15 protein-coding genes are annotated in these 18,781 nt (G+C 60.9%); 4 read left to right on the plus strand and 11 right to left on the minus strand.

Annotation, left to right across the window (positions count from 1 at the left end; translation table 11 throughout):
• Positions 1-81 precede the first annotated feature (81 nt).
• The 3 genes from J5M57_RS03610 to purL form a co-directional block, all read right to left on the minus strand.
• Positions 82-444 carry a DUF6124 family protein gene (locus J5M57_RS03610; protein WP_064586103.1) on the minus strand — a complete coding sequence of 121 codons (363 nt, stop codon included), beginning with the start codon at positions 442-444 and terminating at the stop codon, positions 82-84.
• A gap of 998 nt (positions 445-1,442) precedes the next feature.
• On the minus strand, positions 1,443-1,754 hold the full coding sequence (locus J5M57_RS03615; protein WP_169843178.1) for a YqfO family protein: 312 nt from the start codon (positions 1,752-1,754) through the stop codon (positions 1,443-1,445).
• 5 nt (positions 1,755-1,759) lie between these two features.
• Complete coding sequence (purL, locus tag J5M57_RS03620) at positions 1,760-5,656, minus strand: phosphoribosylformylglycinamidine synthase (RefSeq protein ID WP_064586101.1); 3,897 nt, start codon at positions 5,654-5,656, stop codon at positions 1,760-1,762.
• A gap of 285 nt (positions 5,657-5,941) precedes the next feature.
• On the opposite strand from purL, the gene mltF reads away from it, so the two are divergent.
• Positions 5,942-7,402, plus strand: a complete 1,461-nt coding sequence (gene mltF, locus J5M57_RS03625) for a membrane-bound lytic murein transglycosylase MltF (RefSeq protein WP_082920283.1) — start codon at positions 5,942-5,944, stop codon at positions 7,400-7,402.
• An 85-nt stretch (positions 7,403-7,487) separates the two neighbouring features.
• Here mltF and pdxJ read toward each other — a convergent pair whose 3' ends face one another.
• The 8 genes from pdxJ to lptF form a co-directional block, all read right to left on the minus strand.
• On the minus strand, positions 7,488-8,234 hold the full coding sequence (gene pdxJ, locus J5M57_RS03630; RefSeq protein WP_065118207.1) for a pyridoxine 5'-phosphate synthase: 747 nt from the start codon (positions 8,232-8,234) through the stop codon (positions 7,488-7,490).
• Between the two features lie 39 nt (positions 8,235-8,273).
• A complete protein-coding gene (recO, locus tag J5M57_RS03635; protein WP_064586099.1) occupies positions 8,274-8,963 on the minus strand; it encodes a DNA repair protein RecO in 690 nt (229 codons plus the stop codon).
• Positions 8,964-9,171: 208 nt separating this feature from the next.
• Complete coding sequence (era, locus tag J5M57_RS03640; protein ID WP_064586098.1) at positions 9,172-10,074, minus strand: GTPase Era; 903 nt, start codon at positions 10,072-10,074, stop codon at positions 9,172-9,174.
• Positions 10,067-10,756: a ribonuclease III gene (gene rnc / locus J5M57_RS03645; protein WP_024011703.1), complete on the minus strand. Its 690-nt coding sequence runs from the start codon at positions 10,754-10,756 to the stop codon at positions 10,067-10,069. Before rnc ends, era begins: the two co-directional genes overlap by 8 nt.
• 183 nt (positions 10,757-10,939) lie before the next feature.
• On the minus strand, positions 10,940-11,794 hold the full coding sequence (gene lepB / locus J5M57_RS03650) for a signal peptidase I (protein ID WP_064586097.1): 855 nt from the start codon (positions 11,792-11,794) through the stop codon (positions 10,940-10,942).
• Positions 11,795-11,803: 9 nt separating this feature from the next.
• Positions 11,804-13,600: a translation elongation factor 4 gene (lepA, locus tag J5M57_RS03655; protein WP_207847410.1), complete on the minus strand. Its 1,797-nt coding sequence runs from the start codon at positions 13,598-13,600 to the stop codon at positions 11,804-11,806.
• 172 nt (positions 13,601-13,772) lie between these two features.
• A complete protein-coding gene (lptG, locus tag J5M57_RS03660) occupies positions 13,773-14,834 on the minus strand; it encodes an LPS export ABC transporter permease LptG (protein WP_169843177.1) in 1,062 nt (353 codons plus the stop codon).
• Entirely contained in the window at positions 14,827-15,948 is a 1,122-nt protein-coding gene (gene lptF / locus J5M57_RS03665) for an LPS export ABC transporter permease LptF (protein WP_207847413.1), read from the minus strand. Before lptF ends, lptG begins: the two co-directional genes overlap by 8 nt.
• A 308-nt stretch (positions 15,949-16,256) precedes the next feature.
• Here lptF and J5M57_RS03670 point away from each other — a divergent pair, with 308 nt between their 5' ends.
• Genes J5M57_RS03670 through J5M57_RS03680 form a run of 3 tightly spaced genes read left to right on the plus strand, consistent with a single transcriptional unit; the run spans position 16,257 to position 18,631 of the window.
• Positions 16,257-17,747: a leucyl aminopeptidase gene (locus tag J5M57_RS03670; RefSeq protein WP_083366934.1), complete on the plus strand. Its 1,491-nt coding sequence runs from the start codon at positions 16,257-16,259 to the stop codon at positions 17,745-17,747.
• Positions 17,748-17,807: 60 nt separating this feature from the next.
• Complete coding sequence (locus J5M57_RS03675) at positions 17,808-18,236, plus strand: DNA polymerase III subunit chi (protein WP_064586093.1); 429 nt, start codon at positions 17,808-17,810, stop codon at positions 18,234-18,236.
• 8 nt (positions 18,237-18,244) lie between these two features.
• Complete coding sequence (locus J5M57_RS03680; protein WP_207847415.1) at positions 18,245-18,631, plus strand: DNA polymerase III subunit chi; 387 nt, start codon at positions 18,245-18,247, stop codon at positions 18,629-18,631.
• Positions 18,632-18,781 lie beyond the last annotated feature (150 nt).

The following is an 18,781-nucleotide window of genomic DNA, read 5'->3' on the forward strand; positions in this document are numbered from 1 at the left end:
AGCAAGCTCCCTCGCCACGGGTTTCAATTGAACGCAAAATTTCTTAAGTGAACAGCATTAGGCTATTGCCGGTTTTTTTTGTCAGGTCTGCGGATCCACTCGATCCAGTGCACGGTTTACCGCCAGTTCGGCGAGCATGACGATTTGCTGGATCGCCAATGCGGTGCTGCGTTGCAGGCCGCTGAGTTCGTTGGCGAAGTTGCTGGCCATGGCACTGGCGCAGGCCAACGATTCGTAGGCGTGGGCCAGCAGAGTTTCGGTGTCGATGCCGGGGTTGACCAGGAACATCGTGCTCGGCTGGCGCGGCTGGGCCGGTTGTGGGCTCAGGTAAAAATCGAGGGCGCGTTTGATGGCTTCGCGGTTTTTGGCGAGGTCTTCGGCGCGGATGGCTTCGGCGAGTGGGGTGGTGGGTTCGTGGGGTGGATCGGGGATCAATTTGTCCATCGAGCAAGTCCTTTAAGTGTTGCAGCCACTTGTTCCCGATCTCACTCGAAGAAGAGGTGGCAGCCATGTACGGAGTGAGATTACCGGTAAGGACCCCAAATCCGGCCGGACCGAAGTCCGCCCGTACATAGCCGCCATAATGACTTGCTGACAGCGAAAGCTGGCCGCAATTATGGGGGCACTTGTCTGGGGATCCAAATCGGGCATCTCACCTCCCGGTCGCTGAATTGGCAGCGACAAGCAAAGCCTAGAGACCGGACGTCCGACGGACAACCTGAAAACCTTGTGGGAAGGTTCTGGTAATTCCACACACCCTTAAACACAAAACATCCTCCTGTAGGAGCTGCCGAAGGCTGCGATCTTTTGACTTTGGCTTCCCACAATCAAAGGCAAGATCAAAAGATCGCAGCCTTCGGCAGCTCCTACAGGGGGATTGGGCTTATTCAGTTAGAGACAGATCGGCTTTCAGGCCGCCATCGCCAGCAAGCTGGCTCTCACACAACAGCAGGAGCAGAACGCGCACCGCTCTTGCTCCTCACCACTCAACAGGATGAGCGTTAGCTCGGCTGCAGCTCTTGATCTTGATCCACGGGCGACGTCGGCAGGCTGAGCGGAGGGATCGATCCGGGCGTGGGAGCGCAGCGACCGTTTGGCGAAGCCAAACACAGCGAGAGGAGGTGCAGCGAAGCAAACCGTAGACGCTGCGCCCGGATCGATCCCGGAGCGAAGGGACCCCGAGCCCCAGCGAGCGGGCCGAACGTAGGAGCAAGCGTTTTTGGTTACTTTTGAGGCGTTTGTCAAAAGTGACTCGCTGTAAGAGCGAAACCGCCAGCCGCAGCACCCGCAGAAACGGATATTCACTCAATCAGCCAGAACGTGGTCGCCTGTCAGGGCGCCATCGCGAGCAGGCTCACTCCTACAGAAAAGCAAATCGCAGGCAACAAAAAACCCGCAGACAATCTCTCATCTGCGGGTTTCTCGTTCCAGCGGCAGAAAGATCAGAAATCTTCCAACCGCCACACCTCATAAGCCGGCGTCTCGTAAGGGTGGCTCAACTTCAAAGCCGCCACCACATCACGAATCAACTCATCACAAACGACAAGCTCAACCTTCCACTCCTCAACCCGCTCAACCTGCCCCGCTTGCCCAATAAACGGCTGACTGCCATCCAACGGACGAAACTGGCCCAGACCGAGCACCTGCCAAGCACAGTGGTCATAGTCACCGATCCGCCCACCACCGGCAGCGAACACAGCCCCCTTGACCACCTCGACATGACTGTCAGGAACAAAAAACGCCAGCTTGTACACAGGCCTTAGTTCACCCAGACGCGCGCATTACGGAACATGCGCATCCAAGGAGCATCCTCGGTCCAGTCTTCCGAACGCCACGAGTTCTGCACCGCACGGAACACACGCTCCGGGTGCGGCATCATGATCGTCACACGGCCATCACGGCTGGTGAGACCGGTGATCCCGCGCGGCGAACCGTTCGGGTTGGCCGGGTAGGCCTCGGTGACCTTGCCGTGGTTGTCGACAAAACGCATCGCCACGCAACCGGACAGATCGGCTTCCAGCAGGGCTTCTTCGCTGGAGAACTCGGCATGGCCTTCACCGTGAGCGATGGCGATCGGCATGCGCGAACCAGCCATGCCCTGCAGGAAGATCGAGTTCGATTCCTGGATCTGCACCATCGCCACGCGCGCTTCGAACTGCTCGGAGCGGTTGCGCACGAAGTGCGGCCAGAACTCGCTGCCCGGGATCAACTCGTGCAGGTTGGACATCATCTGGCAACCGTTGCACACGCCGAGGGTGAAGCTGTCGTTACGCTCGAAGAAGCCCTGGAACGCATCGCGGGCGCGGCTGTTGAACAGCGCCGACTTGGCCCAGCCTTCACCGGCGCCGAGAACGTCGCCGTAGGAGAAACCACCGCACGCCACCAGACCTTTGAACTCGTTCAGGTCGACGCGGCCAGCGAGAATGTCGCTCATGTGCACGTCGATCGCGTTGAAACCGGCGCGGTCGAACGCGGCGGCCATTTCTACCTGACCGTTGACGCCCTGCTCACGCAGCACGGCAACCTGTGGGCGGATGCCTTTCTTGATGTAAGGCGCGGCGATGTCCTGGTTGACGTCGAAGCTCAGCTTGACGCTCAGGCCCGGGTTGTCTTCTTCCAGCAGCGCGTCGAACTCTTGCTCGGCGCAGTCGGCGTTATCGCGCAGACGCTGGATCTGGTAGCTGGTCTCGGCCCACTGACGTTGCAGCAGACGACGCTGGCCTTCGAACACGGTGTCACCGTTGAAGGTGATGTTGATCTGGCCATTGTTGATCGGCTGACCGATCACCGACACGCAGTCGCCCAGACCGGCCGCGCTGAACTGCGCGAGGATGTCTGGCGTCGCGTCCTGACGAACCTGGATAACGGCACCCAGCTCTTCGTTGAACAGGATCGCGGCGATTTCTGCCGAGTTTTCGGCAACGCTGTCCAGGTTCAGGCTCAGACCGCAGTGGCCGGCAAAGGCCATTTCCACCACGGAGGTCAGCAGACCACCGTCGGAACGGTCGTGGTAAGCCAGCAGGTGACCGTCGGCGTTGAGACCCTGGATCACCGCGAAGAAGGCTTTGAGGTCTTCGGCGTCATCGACGTCCGGCGCCTGCTTGCCGAGCTTGCCGTGAACCTGGGCAAGGATCGAGGCGCCCATGCGGTTCTGGCCGCGACCGAGGTCGATCAGGATCAGGTCGGTGGTGCCCTTGTCCATGCGCAGTTCCGGGGTCAGGGTCTGACGGATGTCAGCCACTGGCGCGAAACCGGTCACGATCAGCGACATCGGCGAGGTCACGGTTTTTTCTTCGCCATTGTCGTTCCAGCGAGTGGCCATGGACATCGAGTCCTTGCCCACCGGGATGGTGATGCCCAGCTCAGGGCACAGTTCCATACCGACCGCTTTCACGGTGTCGTACAGACGTGCGTCTTCACCCGGGTGGCCGGCAGCGGACATCCAGTTCGCCGACAGTTTGATGTCGGAGATCTTGTTGATGCGCGAAGCGGCAATGTTGGTCAGGGTTTCGCCGATGGCCATGCGGCCCGACGCCGGGGCGTCCAGCAGAGCCAGCGGAGTGCGCTCGCCCATTGCCATGGCTTCACCGGTGTAGACGTCGAAACTGGTGGCGGTCACGGCAACGTCGGCCACCGGAACCTGCCATGGGCCCACCATCTGGTCACGGGCCACGAGGCCGGTGATGGTGCGGTCGCCGATGGTGATCAGGAAGCTTTTGCTCGCCACTGCAGGGTGGTGCAGAACGCGCTCGATGCTTTCAGTGATGTCGAGGTTCGACGGATCGAAGTCATCGCCCAGCTCGGCTTCGCGAACCACCGAACGGTGCATGCGCGGCGCCTTGCCCAGCAACACTTCCAGTGGCATGTCCACCGGGTTGTTGCCGAAGTGGCTGTCGGTCACGGTCAGTTGTGGCTCGGCAGTGGCTTCGCCGACCACGGCAAACGGGCAACGCTCGCGTTCGCAGATCGCCTGGAAGCGCTCGAAGTCTTCCGGGCCGACCGCCAGAACGTAACGTTCCTGGGATTCGTTGGACCAGATTTCGTGCGGGGCCATGCCCGGCTCGTCGTTTGGAATGTTGCGCAGTTCGAAACGGCCACCGCGGTCGCCGTCGTTGACCAGTTCCGGGAAGGCGTTGGACAGACCGCCCGCGCCCACGTCGTGGATGAAGCTGATCGGGTTCTTGTCGCCCAGCTGCCAGCAACGGTCGATGACTTCCTGGCACCGACGCTCCATTTCAGGGTTTTCACGCTGAACGGAAGCGAAGTCCAGATCCGCCGAGCTGGTGCCGGTGGCCATGGAAGAAGCGGCGCCGCCGCCCAGACCGATCAGCATCGCCGGGCCGCCGAGCACGATCAGCTTGGAGCCAACGACGATTTCGCCTTTCTTGACGTGTTCTTCACGGATGTTGCCCATGCCGCCAGCCAACATGATCGGCTTGTGGTAACCGCGAACTTCGTCACCGTGCGGGGTGCTGATCGACTGTTCGAAGGTGCGGAAGTAGCCAGTCAGGGCCGGACGACCGAATTCGTTGTTGAACGCGGCGCCGCCCAGCGGGCCTTCGATCATGATGTCCAGCGCGGTAACGATGCGCTCAGGCTTGCCGTACGGCACTTCCCACGGTTGTTCGAAGCCCGGGATCTGCAGGTTGGACACGGTGAAACCGGTCAGGCCGGCCTTTGGCTTGGCGCCACGACCGGTTGCACCTTCGTCGCGAATCTCGCCACCGGAACCGGTGGACGCGCCCGGGAACGGGGCAATCGCGGTCGGGTGGTTGTGGGTCTCGACTTTCATCAGGATGTGCACCGGTTCCTGCACCGCGCCGTACTGGCGGGTTTCCGGATCCGGGAAGAAGCGGCCGGCCACGTTGCCGACGATCACCGACGCGTTGTCCTTATAAGCGGACAGCACGCCTTCGTTGTGCATCTGATAGGTGTTCTTGATCATGCCGAACAGGCTTTTTTCCTGGCTCTCGCCGTCAATATCCCAACTGGCGTTGAAGATCTTGTGGCGGCAGTGCTCGGAGTTGGCCTGGGCGAACATCATCAGTTCGATGTCGTGCGGGTTGCGCTTCAAACCGTTGAAGGCGTTGACCAGGTAGTCGATCTCGTCTTCGGCCAGGGCCAGGCCCAGCTCGGTGTTGGCCTTTTCCAGTGCGGCGCGGCCGCCGCCGAGGATGTCGATCGCCGTCAGCGGCTTCGGCTCGGCGTGGCTGAACAGACCGGCGGCCTGTTCCAGGTTGGCCAGAACGATCTGGGTCATGCGGTCATGCAGCACGTCGGCGATCTGCTGAGCTTCAGCTTCGCTGAACTGGCCGGCCACGTAGAACGCGATACCACGTTCCAGGCGCTGGATCTTGCTCAGGCCGCAGTTGCGGGCGATGTCGCTGGCCTTGCTCGACCATGGCGAGATGGTGCCGAAACGCGGCAACACCAGGAACAGACGACCGGTCGGCTCTTGTACCGGAACGCTTGGGCCGTACTTCAGAAGGCGCGCAAGCACCTGCTGTTCGTCGCCGGTCAGGACGCCGGTGACTTCGGCGAAGTGAGCGAATTCAGCATACAGGCCACTGACAGCTGGAACCTTCTGGCTCAGTTGCTCAAGGAGTTTGCTGTGGCGAAAGGCAGAAAGGGCAGGAGCGCCGCGCAGGATCAACATCTTCGGGACAGCCTCGGGAAGGGGTGTGCTTTGAGGCCGTGCATTCTAGCCTAAACCGCCCTCAACATCACCCGAAACGCTACGCACGGTTGCACTCGGATATCAATCTGTGTTTCTGCCTTTGAAGTCAGATTTAACGGGGCTGTGACGCTGGCTTATTTTTACTGTAACAAAATGCCCTTTAGCCCCATTCCTGTGGGGTTTCGGCCAGATTTGTGATCTCTAGCAGACAAGCCCTTCACTGTCGAGATATGGCGCCCGCAGCCGTTTGCGTATACTGCGCAGATGTTTTTCCCAACGGCTTTGCGTCCGCGGTACGCCAAATGGCTGATCGCAACCGGACTCTTCCTGATGCTCGGTGGCTGTGTTGATAAACCCAACACACTCGAGCGCGTAAAGGAGGATGGTGTGCTGCGGGTGATTACCCGTAACAGCCCCGCCACCTACTTTCAGGATCGCAGCGGTGAAACCGGCTTCGAATACGAGCTGGTGAAGCGCTTCGCCGACGATTTGGGGGTCGAGCTGAAGATCGAGACGGCCGACAACCTCGACGACCTGTTCGACCAGATCGGCAAACCGAACGGCCCGGTGCTGGCGGCGGCCGGCCTGGTCAGCAGCGAAGAACGCAAGAAGCAGGTGCGGTTCTCCCACTCCTACCTCGAAGTCACCCCGCAGATCATCTACCGCAACGGCCAGTCGCGGCCGACCGATCCCGGTGATCTGGTCGGCAAGAAAATCATGGTGCTCAAGGGCAGCACCCACGCCGAACAGCTGGCGGAGCTGAAAAAGAAATTTCCTGGTATCGAATACGAAGAATCCGACGCCGTTGAAGTGGTCGACCTGTTGCGCATGGTCGATGAAGGCCAGATCGACCTGACGCTGGTCGATTCCAACGAAGTGGCGATGAACCAGGTGTACTTCACCAACATCCGCGTGGCCTTCGACCTTGGCGATGCGCGCAGCCAGAGCTGGGCCGTGGCCGCCGGCGAAGACAACAGCCTGCTCAACGAGATCAACGCCTACCTCGACAAGGTGCAGAAAAACGGCACCCTGCAGCGCCTGAAGGACCGTTATTACGGCCACGTCGATGTCCTCGGCTACATGGGCGCCACCACCTTCGCCCAGCACTTGCAGCAGCGCCTGCCCAAATACGAACAGCACTTCAAGACCTACGCCAAGAAAGAGAAAGTCGACTGGCGCCTGCTCGCGGCCATCGGTTATCAGGAGTCGCTGTGGCAACCGGCGGTCACCTCGAAGACCGGCGTGCGCGGCCTGATGATGCTGACCCAGAACACGGCTCAGGCCATGGGCGTATCGAACCGTCTCGATCCCAAGCAAAGCATCATGGGCGGCGCCAAATACCTGGCCTACATGAAGGATCAGCTCGACGAATCGATTCAGGAGCCGGACCGCACCTGGTTCGCCCTGGCGGCTTACAACGTCGGCAGCGGCCACCTCGATGACGCACGCAAACTGGCTTCCCGCGAAGGCCTGAACCCGGACAAGTGGCTGGACGTGAAGAAGATGCTGCCACGCCTGTCGCAGAAGCAGTGGTACAGCAAGACCCGCTACGGCTACGCCCGGGGCGGCGAGCCGGTGCATTTCGTGGCGAATATCCGTCGCTACTACGACATCCTGACCTGGGTAACCCAGCCGCAGCTTGAAGGCGATCAGGTTGCAGAAGGCAATCTGCATGTGCCGGGGATCGACAAGACCAAACCGGCGCAGGAACCTGCCCCGCTCTAAAAGCAAAAGATCGCAGCCTTCGGCAGCTCCTACGGGTGTACTCAAAAACCTGTAGAAGCTGCCGAAGGCTGCGATCTTTTGATCTTTAGCCTTTGAGCGCAGCAGCCAGAATCAGCGCTTTCATTTCAGAGACAGCCGACTTGAAGCCGACGAACAACGCATGCGCCACCAGCGCATGGCCGATGTTCAGTTCGTTGATGCCCTTGATCGCCGCCACGGCTTCAACGTTGTGGTAGTGCAAGCCATGCCCGGCATTGACGATCAGGCCCTGGGCCAGACCGAACGCCACACCGTCCGCCACACGCTTCAACTCTTCAGCCACTTCGGTCGGTGTTTCGGCATCGGCGTAACGCCCGGTGTGCAACTCGATGGCCGGTGCGCCGACGCGCTTGGACGCGGCGATCTGACGCTCGTCGGCATCGATGAACAACGACACTTCGCTGCCGATCTTCGACAGGCGTTCGACCGCCGCCCTGATGCGCTCTTCCTGCCCCGCCACATCCAGACCGCCTTCAGTGGTCAGCTCTTGACGGGTTTCCGGGACCAGACAGATGTGCGCCGGACGGATGCGCTCGGCAAAGGCCATCATTTCTTCGGTGACACCCATTTCGAAGTTCATGCGGGTCTGCAGCACATCCTTGAGCAGCAACACGTCGCGCTCCTGAATGTGCCGACGGTCTTCACGCAGGTGCACGGTGATGCCGTCGGCGCCCGCCTCTTCCGCGTCCAGCGCCGCCTTGACCGGATCCGGGTAGCGCGTGCCACGGGCCTGACGCAGGGTGGCGACGTGGTCGATGTTCACGCCAAGAAGAATGCGATTGCTGGTGGTCACGGATGCGCTCCTGAAGGGAAAGATTCGGCGCACAGCATATCAGGGCTTGCGAAATAGCTCGCGGCTGACGAGGGGACGACCGCCCAGATGAACCGCCAGTGCCTGACGCATCAGACGCTTGGCCGCCGAGAGTGCACCGGGGGCTGTCCAGTCGGCTTCGGCCATGGCCAGCAATTCAACGCCGTTGAACAGGCCCGGTTGCAGCAGGTAGACACGCTCAAGCCCGGCATCCACTTGCAGGCGATAGAGGCCATCCGCAGCCACCGGCTCGCCGTGGATATCGGTGTTCATCGAGAAGCCGTAACCGAGATCGTCCAGCAGGCGCCATTCGAAGGAGCGCAGCAGCGGTTCCAACGGACGACCTTCGGCCAGCGCCAGCAAGGTCGCGGCGTAATGCTCGAACACCGCCGGGTGCGGATCTTCGGCGGGCAGCAGACGGATCAGCAGTTCATTGAGATAGAGGCCGCTGAACAGCGCCTCGCCGACCATCCACGTCGCGTTACCGGCACTTTCCATGCGCCCGACATTCTTCAACTCACCCTTGCCACGAAACTCCACCTCCAGCGGCACGAACGGCCGCGCCAGCGTCCCGGCCTTGCCCCGCGCACTGCGCAGCACCGCCCGCAACCGACCTTGCGGCGTGAGGAAATCGACCAGCGCGCTGGTTTCGCGATAGGCGCGAGAGTGCAGGACGTAGGCGAGTTGGGCGGGAGGTGGGGTTGAGGACATCGGAAGTCCGAATCTCTGGGAGATACTTCTTTAGGAGCCAATCCATTGTGGCGAGGGAGCTTGCTCCCGCTGGGTTGCGAAGCAGCCCCACGATCAGCGACGTAACTTTTTCAGACACCCTGTGCTGCCTGATTTTACGACTGCTTCGCAGCCGAGCGGGAGCAAGCTCCCTCGCCACAGAAGCCCGCCCGCAAAGCAGAACCGTGAATTACAGGTCGCCGTAACCCAGCGAACGCAGTGCACGCTCGTCGTCGGACCAGCCGCCCTTCACCTTGACCCACAGGTTGAGCATGATCTTGGAGTCGAACAGCAGCTCCATGTCCTTGCGCGCTTCGGTGCCGATGCGTTTGATGCGCTCGCCCTTGTCGCCAATGATGATTTTCTTCTGACCGTCACGCTCGACGAGGATCAGCGCGTGAATATGCAGGGTCTTGCCCTGCTGCTTGAACTCTTCGATTTCGACGGTGATCTGGTACGGCAGCTCGGCGCCCATCTGGCGCATGATTTTCTCGCGCACCAGTTCGGCGGCGAGGAAGCGGCTGCTGCGGTCGGTGATCTGGTCTTCCGGGAAGAAGTGATCGTTCTCCGGCAGATGATCGGCGATGACCTTTTCCAGCGCCTCGAGGTTGTGCCCGTGCTGCGCGGAAATCGGAATGATCTGCGCGTTCGGCAGCTGTTCCTGCAACCACGACAGGTGCGGCATCAACTCGGCCTTGTCTTCGATGCGGTCAGTCTTGTTCAGCGCGACGATCAGCGGGCCGGTCACGTACTGCACGCGCTCCAGGACCATCTGGTCTTCTTCGGTCCACTTGGTGCGGTCGACCACGAAGATCACCACGTCGACGTCTTTCAACGCCGCCGAAGCGGTCTTGTTCATATAGCGGTTCAGGGCCTTTTCGCCACCCTTGTGCATGCCGGGGGTGTCGACATAGATCGCCTGCACGTCCCCCTCGGTCTTGATCCCGAGCATGTTGTGGCGGGTGGTCTGCGGCTTGCGCGAGGTGATCGCCAGCTTCTGGCCAAGGATGTGGTTCAGCAGCGTCGACTTACCGACGTTGGGACGGCCGACGATGGCAACGTAGCCACAGCGAGTTGCGTTTGTATCAGTCATTGCCATTCTCCACGCCCAGGGCAATCAGTGCTGCGGCGGCCGCTACCTGTTCGGCAATACGACGGCTCACACCCTGACCTCGGCTTTTTTCATTCAATAAGACAACTTCGCACTCGACGAAGAAGGTACGGCAGTGCGGCTCACCCTGAATATCCACCACTTCATAGCGGGGCAGTTCACAACCGCGCGATTGCAGGTGTTCCTGCAGACGGGTCTTGGGGTCCTTGTTGGTGTCGACCAGCGTCAGGCCTTCGAACTCGCCGGCCAGCCAGGCCAGTACGCGCTCGCGGGCGACGTCCATGCCGGCATCGAGGTAGATCGCACCGATCAGCGCTTCGAGGGCGTCGGCCAGAATCGATTCGCGACGGAAGCCACCGCTTTTCAGCTCGCCCGAGCCCAGACGCAGGTAATCACCCAGGTCGAAACCACGGGCCAGCACGGCCAGTGTCTCACCCTTCACCAGACGCGCGCGCAAACGCGACAACTGGCCTTCGCGGGCCAGCGGGAAGCGATCGAACAGTGCCTCGCCGGCAACGAAGTTGAGGATGGCATCGCCGAGGAATTCCAGGCGTTCGTTGTTACGCCCGGCAAAGCTGCGGTGCGTGAGGGCCAGCAGCATCAGCTCCTGATCCTTGAAGGTGTAACCGAGCTGGCGCTCGAGACGGCTTAGAGAAACGCTCACGGTTTACCCACGCTGAGTTCGTGGCTGGATTCCACCGCCATCGCCGGGGTACGGCGCAGGCCTGGGACAATTAACGCTGTGTTCAAAAATGACGTCCTGAATATCGTGGCTTCATGCCCTGGCGCCGATTTGTGTCGACTCCAGAAATGCATTCGGCGCTGTGGTCAACAGCGCCGTGATTGATTACTTGATCAGGCCAACCCGCGAGAAATTCGGCAGGTGGCTGAGTTTCGGTTCCGGCCAGCTCATCCAGACGGCGAAGGCTTTGCCGACGATATTCTGGTCGGGAACCATGCCCAGCAGATCCTTGGGAATGTTCGGATCATCCCAATAGCGACTGTCGTTGGAGTTGTCGCGGTTGTCACCCATCATGAAGTAATGGCCGGCCGGCACGGTCCAGGTATGGTCCGGGGTAGCGCGGTAGCGGCTCATTTCCTTGCGGATCAGGTGTTCGGCAGCGCCGAGTTTTTCCTTGTACAGCTCCGCGCTGCCCAGCGTGCCCGGCTCGGAACCGACCAGTTGCTCGGCAATCGACTCGCCATTGACGAACAGACGCTTGTCAGCGGTGTAACGCACCGTGTCGCCCGGCAGGCCGACTACACGCTTGATGTAGTTGACGTTCGGGTCGCTTGGGTAGCGGAACACCATCACATCACCGCGCTGCGGATCACCGACTTCGATGATTTTCTTGTCGATCACCGGCAGGCGGATCCCGTAAGAAAACTTGCTCACCAGAATGAAGTCGCCAACGTCCAGGGTCGGTTTCATCGAGCCGGACGGGATCTGGAACGGTTCCACCAGGAACGAACGCAGCACCAGCACGATGAACAGCACCGGAAAGAACGACTTGCCGTATTCAACCAGCAACGGCTCTTTGTTCAGTTTCTCGACCACCACGGCTTCTGGCTGGCTGACACTGCCTTGATAAGAGGCAATGGCAGCACGCCGACGCGGTGCCAGGAACAACAGATCGAGCAACGCCAACAGGCCGCAGACGAACACGGCGATGACCAGCAACAGCGGGAAATTTAGTGACATAGGACCTGACTATTCCAACCTGAGCACGGCAAGGAAGGCTTCTTGTGGAATTTCCACGTTGCCGACCTGCTTCATGCGTTTCTTACCGGCCTTCTGCTTTTCCAACAGTTTTTTCTTACGGCTTACGTCACCGCCGTAGCATTTGGCCAATACGTTCTTTCTGAGTGCCTTGACGGTTGTCCGGGCAACGATCTGACCGCCAATGGCCGCCTGGATCGCCACGTCGAACATCTGACGAGGAATCAGTTCTTTCATCTTCTCGGTCAACTGGCGACCTTTGAAGTGCGAATTGTCGCGGTGCACGATCAACGCCAGGGCGTCGACCTTGTCACCGTTGATCAGCACGTCCAGTTTCACCAGATTAGCCGATTGGTAACGATCGAAATGGTAATCCAGCGAAGCATAGCCGCGGCTGGTGGATTTGAGACGGTCGAAGAAGTCCAGGACCACTTCGTTCATCGGCAGGTCGTAAGTGACCTGCACCTGATTGCCGAGGAACAGCATGTCGACCTGCACACCGCGTTTCTCGATGCACAGGGTGATGACGTTGCCCAGGTGTTCCTGCGGAACCAGGATGTTGGCACGCACGATCGGTTCGCGCATGTCTTCGATGGCCGACACATCCGGAAGCTTGGATGGGTTGTCGACGTAAATCGTTTCACCGGTTTTCAGCACCAGCTCGAAAATTACCGTTGGCGCGGTGGTGATCAGGTCCAGGTCGTATTCGCGCTCCAGGCGCTCCTGGATGATCTCCATGTGCAGCATGCCGAGGAACCCGCAACGGAAGCCGAAGCCCAAGGCGTCGGAGCTTTCCGGGGTGTACTGCAGCGACGAGTCGTTCAGGGTCAGTTTCTGCAGCGCTTCGCGGAAGTCCTCGAAGTCGTCGGAGCTGACCGGGAACAGACCGGCGTAAACCTGTGGCTGGATGCGTTTGAAGCCCGGCAGTACCGGGACATCCGGCGTCGAACTCAGGGTCAGGGTGTCACCCACCGGTGCACCGTGAATGTCCTTGATGCTGGCGATGATGAAGCCCACTTCGCCGGCCTTGAGGTCTGCGGTGGCGGTGTGTTTCGGGTTGAACACACCGACGCTGTCGACCAGGTGGATCTTGCCGGTGGATTTCACCAGGATCTTGTCGCCCTTCCTCACGCGGCCATGACGCACGCGCACCAGGGAGACAACGCCCAGGTAGTTGTCGAACCAGGAGTCGATGATCAACGCTTGCAGCGGATCTTCGATGTTGCCGGTTGGCGCGGGAATGGTCGCGACCAGACGCTCGAGCACTTCGTCGACACCCAGGCCGGTCTTGGCACTGCAGGTAACGGCGTCGGTGGCGTCGATGCCGATGATCTTCTCGATCTCGTCCTTGACGCGGTCCGGCTCGGCCTGTGGCAGGTCGATCTTGTTCAGCACCGGCATGACCTCGAGGCCCTGCTCGATCGCGGTGTAGCAGTTGGCCACGGACTGGGCTTCAACACCCTGACCGGCATCGACCACCAGCAACGCACCTTCACACGCGGCCAGGGAACGGCTGACTTCATAGGTGAAGTCGACGTGGCCCGGGGTGTCAATGAAGTTCAGCTGGTAGGTGACGCCATCTTTGGCTTTGTAATAGAGAGTAACGCTGTGGGCCTTGATGGTGATCCCGCGTTCGCGCTCCAGATCCATGGAATCCAGTACCTGGGCTTCCATTTCACGCTCGGCCAGGCCACCGCACATCTGGATGAAACGGTCAGCCAGCGTCGACTTGCCATGGTCAATGTGGGCGATGATGGAGAAATTGCGGATATGACTCAAATCACTCACGGATCAACACTCAAAAAGGCTGCAGGCTTGGCCCGCCGAAAAATAGCCGGGAATTGTACCTGATACACGGCGCAAGCGTCACGTTCACCTGTCACCCGGATTGCATACGAAAACGCCCCGATCTGTCGACCGAGGCGTTTTCGAGGTTAAAGCGCTGGCAACAACGCGGCCATCAGCCGGCCCGTCGCAGCAACCAGACCCCGGCCAGCGCACACACCGTGGCCGGTACCAGCACCGCGAACAGTGGCGAGAAGCCGAACACCAGGCTCGATGGGCCGAGCAGATCCTGAACGATGCGGAAGGTGAAGCCCACCAGCACACCGGTGAACACCCGCTGACCGAGGGTCACCGAGCGCAACGGACCGAAGATGAAGGAGATCGCCATCAGCACCAGCGCGGCGGTGACCAGCGGTTGCAACACCTTGACCCAAAATGCCAGCCAGTAGCGACCGTTGCTCAGCCCCTGGTCCGCCAGATAGTGGATGTAGCCCCACAGACCGGAAATCGACAGCGACTCAGGCGCCATCACCACGGTGTTGAGCAGTTGCGGGCTCAGCGACACGTCCCACTCCTCGCTCGGCGCGTTCAGCACTTCCGTGCTGCGCTCGTGAAACACCGTGGTGGTCACGTCGGTGAGCAGCCAGCGCTTGCCGTCGAATTCTGCACGCTTGGCGAAGCTGGAGCTGAGCAGATGGCGCTCCTTGTCAAAGTGATAGCGAGTCACGCCATACAACAGGCCGTCGGGCTGCACGGCGTTGATGTGGATGAACTCCTCACCCTGACGGTGCCACATGCCGTGCTTGGCGCTTTGCGCGTCGCCGCTGCCCTGTGCCAGCGAGCGATTGGCCTGGGCCATGCTTTCGGTGGCCGGGGCCACGTACTCGCCGATCAGCACACCGGCCAGCATCAGCACCAGCATCGGCTTCATGACCGCCCAGACGATGCGCCCGATGGACACACCCGCCGCACGCATGACGGTCAGCTCACTGCTGCTGGCCAGACTGCCAAGGCCGATCAGGCAGCCGATCAGCGCGGCCATCGGCAGCATTTCATAGAGACGACGCGGCGCGGTGAGCATGACGAAGCTCAGCACATCGGTCAGCGTGTAGGTATCGCTGACGTCGCTCATCTCGTCGATGAAGGCAAACAGGGTCGCCAGACCCAGAATGATCGCCAGCACGGCGATGATCGCCACGAATACGCTGCTGCCGATATAGCGGTCGAGTTTAACCACGGGCCACCTCCAGCGCAGCGCTGCGACGGCTGGCCAGCTTCAGGCGCAGCGGCTCCCAGTACAGCAGGCCGAGACCGATGACCAGGAAGATCCCGTGCACCCACCACAAGCCGAGGGCCGGCGGGATTTTGCCTTTTTCAAGGGCGCCGCGGGCGGCAATCAGGATGGTCAGGTAAGCCATATAAAGAAGAATCGCCGGCAGCAGCTTCAGGAAACGCCCTTGACGCGGGTTAACCCGCGACAGCGGCACCGCCATCAGGGTCACGATGAACACCAGCAACGGCAGCGAAAGACGCCATTGCAGTTCAGCCTTGGAACGCTCGTCGTCGTTGCTCAGCAGAGTCGAGGTCGGCATCGCGTCGCGGTCGGTGACTTCGTCGCTGGCATCGGGCTTGGGCAGCAATACGCCGTAGGTTTCGTATTTGATTGCGCGGTAATCGGCCTGACCCGGGCTGCCGTCATAACGATAGCCATTGTGCAGGATCAGGTAGCGGTTGCCGTCCGGGTGGATCTCCTGACGGCCCTTCTCGGCCACCAGCACGGAAATCCCGCGGTCCTTCTGATTGGCACCCAGGTTCTTCTGCGAGATGAACACGCCGCCGAGGTTGACGCGATCGTCGGTCAGGGTCTCGGTGTAGGTCACCCGGGTGCCATCACGCAGCGCCTGGAAACGGCCGGGCTCGAGGGTATCGAACTCGGTCAGGGCGTCCTGCTTGTTCAGCAACAGCTGGAACTGATTGGCGCCCTGCGGGGCCAGGCTCAGGCTCAACCACGCCACCACCAGTGCCACCAGCGTCGCCGGAAACAGAGTCATGCGCAGCAGACGCTGCTGACTCATGCCGGTGGCCGAGAGCACGGTCATTTCGCTTTCGAGGTACAACCGGCCGTACGCCAGCAGGATCCCGAGAAACAGGCCCAGCGGCAGGATCAGCTGCATGAAACCCGGCAGACGGTAACCCATGATCAGGAACAGCGATCCCGGATCGAGTTGGCCCGCAGCGGCCTGGGCAAGGTATTTGATGAAGCGACCGCTCATGATGATGACCAGCAGCACGGCGCTGACGGCGCTCAGGGTCAACATCACTTCACGGGACAGATAACGGAAGACGATCAAACCAGACACTCCAGGGTTGTCAGGCTAAGGCGGCCAAACAAGCAAACGTTTCGAGCGACCCGCAAGGCAGAGCCGTCGAAAAAAGATGCGGCATTATCCTGTGATTGAGGGCGCCTGTCACTGCGCACACTCACCCAAGCGTGTAATCGGTTGAAGATCGTGCCGCCGAGGGTTGTCAGGCGCAGGGAGCGAGGTTCAAACTGCGGCCTTTGTCGCGGGCACTGGCCTGCGTCTCTTCTATCTATAAGCAGGCGACTGCGGACACCGTCGAACGCCTGTGTGTTGACCATTCATTCAGGGATCCGGACATGGAACTGGTTGTAAAAAGCGTTAGCCCAGAAACGTTGAAAACCGCCACCCTGGTGGTTGCCGTCGGCGAAGGCCGCAAACTCGGCGTCGCCGCCAAACAGGTCGACGAGCTGAGCGGGGGCGCGATCAGCGCCGTGCTCAAGCGTGGCGACCTGGCCGGCAAGGTCGGTCAAAGCCTGCTGCTGCACAGCCTGCCGAACCTCAAGGCCGAGCGCGTGCTGCTGGTCGGCGTGGGCAAGGATGAAGAACTGGGCGACCGTCCGTTCCGCAAAATCGTTGCCGGCATCCTCAACACCCTGAAGGGCCTGGGCGGCAGCGACGCCGTGCTGGCGCTGGATGAAATCATCGTCAAAAACCGCGACAGCTACGGCAAGACCCGCCTGCTGGCCGAAACCCTGGTAGACGGCGAATACACCTTCGACCAGTTCAAGAGCCAGAAAGCCGAACCGCGCGCCCTGAAAAAAATCACCCTGCTGACCATCAAGGCCGCTCAGGCCGAAGTACAGCGCGCCGTGAACCACGCCACGGCAATCGCCAACGGCATGGCCTTCACCCGCACCCTGGGCAACCTGCCGCCGAACATCTGCCACCCGACGTACCTCGGCGAACAGGCGAAGAACCTCGGCAAAGAGTTCAAGGATCTGAAAGTCGAAGTCCTCGACGAGAAGAAGATCAAATCCCTGGGCATGGGCTCGTTCTACGCCGTGGGCCAGGGCAGCGCCCAACCGCCACGCCTGATCGTCATGCAATACAACGGCGGCAAGAAGTCCGAGAAGCCTTACGCGCTGGTCGGCAAGGGCATCACCTTCGACACCGGCGGCATCAGCCTGAAACCGGGCGCCGGCATGGACGAGATGAAATACGACATGGGCGGCGCCGCCAGCGTGTTCGGTACTCTGCGTGCCGTGCTTGAGCTGAAGCTGCCGATCAACCTGGTGTGCATCCTCGCCTGCGCCGAAAACATGCCGAGCGGCACCGCTTCGCGTCCGGGCGACATCGTCACCACCATGAGCGGCCAGACCGTGGAAATCCTCAACACCGACGCCGAAGGCCGTCTGGTGCTGTGCGACGCCCTGACCTACTCCGAGCGCTTCAAGCCGCAAGCGGTGATCGACATCGCCACCCTGACCGGCGCCTGCGTCGTGGCACTGGGTGCACACACTTCCGGCCTGCTGGGCAACAATGACGAACTGATCGAGCAACTGCTCAGCGCCGGCAAGGCTGCTGACGACCGCGCCTGGCAACTGCCGCTGTTCGACGAATACCAGGAGCAACTGGACAGCCCGTTCGCCGACATCGCCAACATTGGCGGACCAAAGGCCGGCACCATCACCGCCGCGTGCTTCCTGTCGCGCTTCACCAAGAACCTCAACTGGGCGCACCTGGACATCGCGGGCACCGCATGGACCAGCGGCGGCAAGGACAAGGGCGCCACTGGCCGTCCGGTCCCACTGTTGACCCAATACCTGCTGGACCGCGCCAAAGCCTGAAACCGATGAACCTGAGCGGCGTCACTTTGCGGTGATGCCGTTCAAGGCTCAGGAACCGCAATGACCAAAGTCGACTTCTATATCCTGCCCAGCGCCGACCCTTCGGCCCGGCTGGACTTTGCCTGCAAACTCACCGAGAAAGCCTGGCGCATGGGCCACCGCATCTACCTGCATTGCAGCGATGTTGCCCAGCGTGACGACCTCGATGCACGCCTGTGGGCGTTCAAGGGCGAAACCTTCGTGCCTCACGGCCCTGCCGACAGCGAACCGGACGGTTTGATCGTGCTGGGGGTGGGCGCTGACTGTGGCGCGCATCAGGATCTGCTGGTCAATCTCGACCTGAAAGTCCCGGCCTTCGCCAGCAAATTCGCCCGTGTGGCGGAAGTGGTGGTGGAAGATCCGACGATTCGTGCGGCGGCACGGGAGAGTTTCCGTTTCTACCGCGAACAGGGCTATCCTCTGCAAGATCACCGTTTACAGCGACTCTGAGTACGCCGATGGACACTCCAAAACCGCTGCAAAAGCCCGCGCATCTGTTGGACGATCTCGAATCGATCCGCCAACTGCTCGGCGATGACAACCTGCAACCGCCCCTGCTGACCGACACGGTCGATGAGGGTGAACAGGAACAGATTCCGATGCTGTTCGAGGCCGTCGACGCCACGCCGCCCGCCATCGAACCGCCAGCCGCGCCGACCCCCGCACCTGTTGCTGCACCTGTGGATAAAGGCCCGGACGCCCTGCTGCACCTGGACCGCGAACTGCGCGCCGCCGCGCAATTGATCATGCAAGACGTGATCGACGACTTCGCGCCGCACATCGAAACCGAAATCAAACGCCGCCTCGACGCGCGCATGGAACGGTTGCTCAGCCAGTACGAATAAACCGGCCCCAGGCATTTTTTGTGGCGAGGGAGCTTGCTCCCGCCGGGGCGCGAAGCGCCCCCAAAACCATTCAACAGTGTTTTGTCCGCGAAGCTTGCGTGGCAGTGGTTACGGCTGCTGCGCAGCCGAGCGGGAGCAAGCTCCCTCGCC

This window comes from Pseudomonas sp. 86_A, assembly GCF_017491705.1.
GTDB classification, from domain to species: domain Bacteria; phylum Pseudomonadota; class Gammaproteobacteria; order Pseudomonadales; family Pseudomonadaceae; genus Aquipseudomonas; species Aquipseudomonas koreensis.

Coding starts and splice junctions, on each gene's coding strand:
- J5M57_RS03680 (WP_207847415.1), top strand. CDS start 18,245: ATGGACACTCCAAAACCGCTGCAAAAGCCCGCGCATCTGTTGGACGAT.
- J5M57_RS03675 (WP_064586093.1), top strand. CDS start 17,808: ATGACCAAAGTCGACTTCTATATCCTGCCCAGCGCCGACCCTTCGGCC.
- era (WP_064586098.1), bottom strand. CDS start 10,074: ATGACTGATACAAACGCAACTCGCTGTGGCTACGTTGCCATCGTCGGC.
- mltF (WP_082920283.1), top strand. CDS start 5,942: ATGTTTTTCCCAACGGCTTTGCGTCCGCGGTACGCCAAATGGCTGATC.
- recO (WP_064586099.1), bottom strand. CDS start 8,963: ATGTCCTCAACCCCACCTCCCGCCCAACTCGCCTACGTCCTGCACTCT.
- purL (WP_064586101.1), bottom strand. CDS start 5,656: ATGTTGATCCTGCGCGGCGCTCCTGCCCTTTCTGCCTTTCGCCACAGC.
- J5M57_RS03670 (WP_083366934.1), top strand. CDS start 16,257: ATGGAACTGGTTGTAAAAAGCGTTAGCCCAGAAACGTTGAAAACCGCC.
- lepB (WP_064586097.1), bottom strand. CDS start 11,794: ATGTCACTAAATTTCCCGCTGTTGCTGGTCATCGCCGTGTTCGTCTGC.
- J5M57_RS03610 (WP_064586103.1), bottom strand. CDS start 444: ATGGACAAATTGATCCCCGATCCACCCCACGAACCCACCACCCCACTC.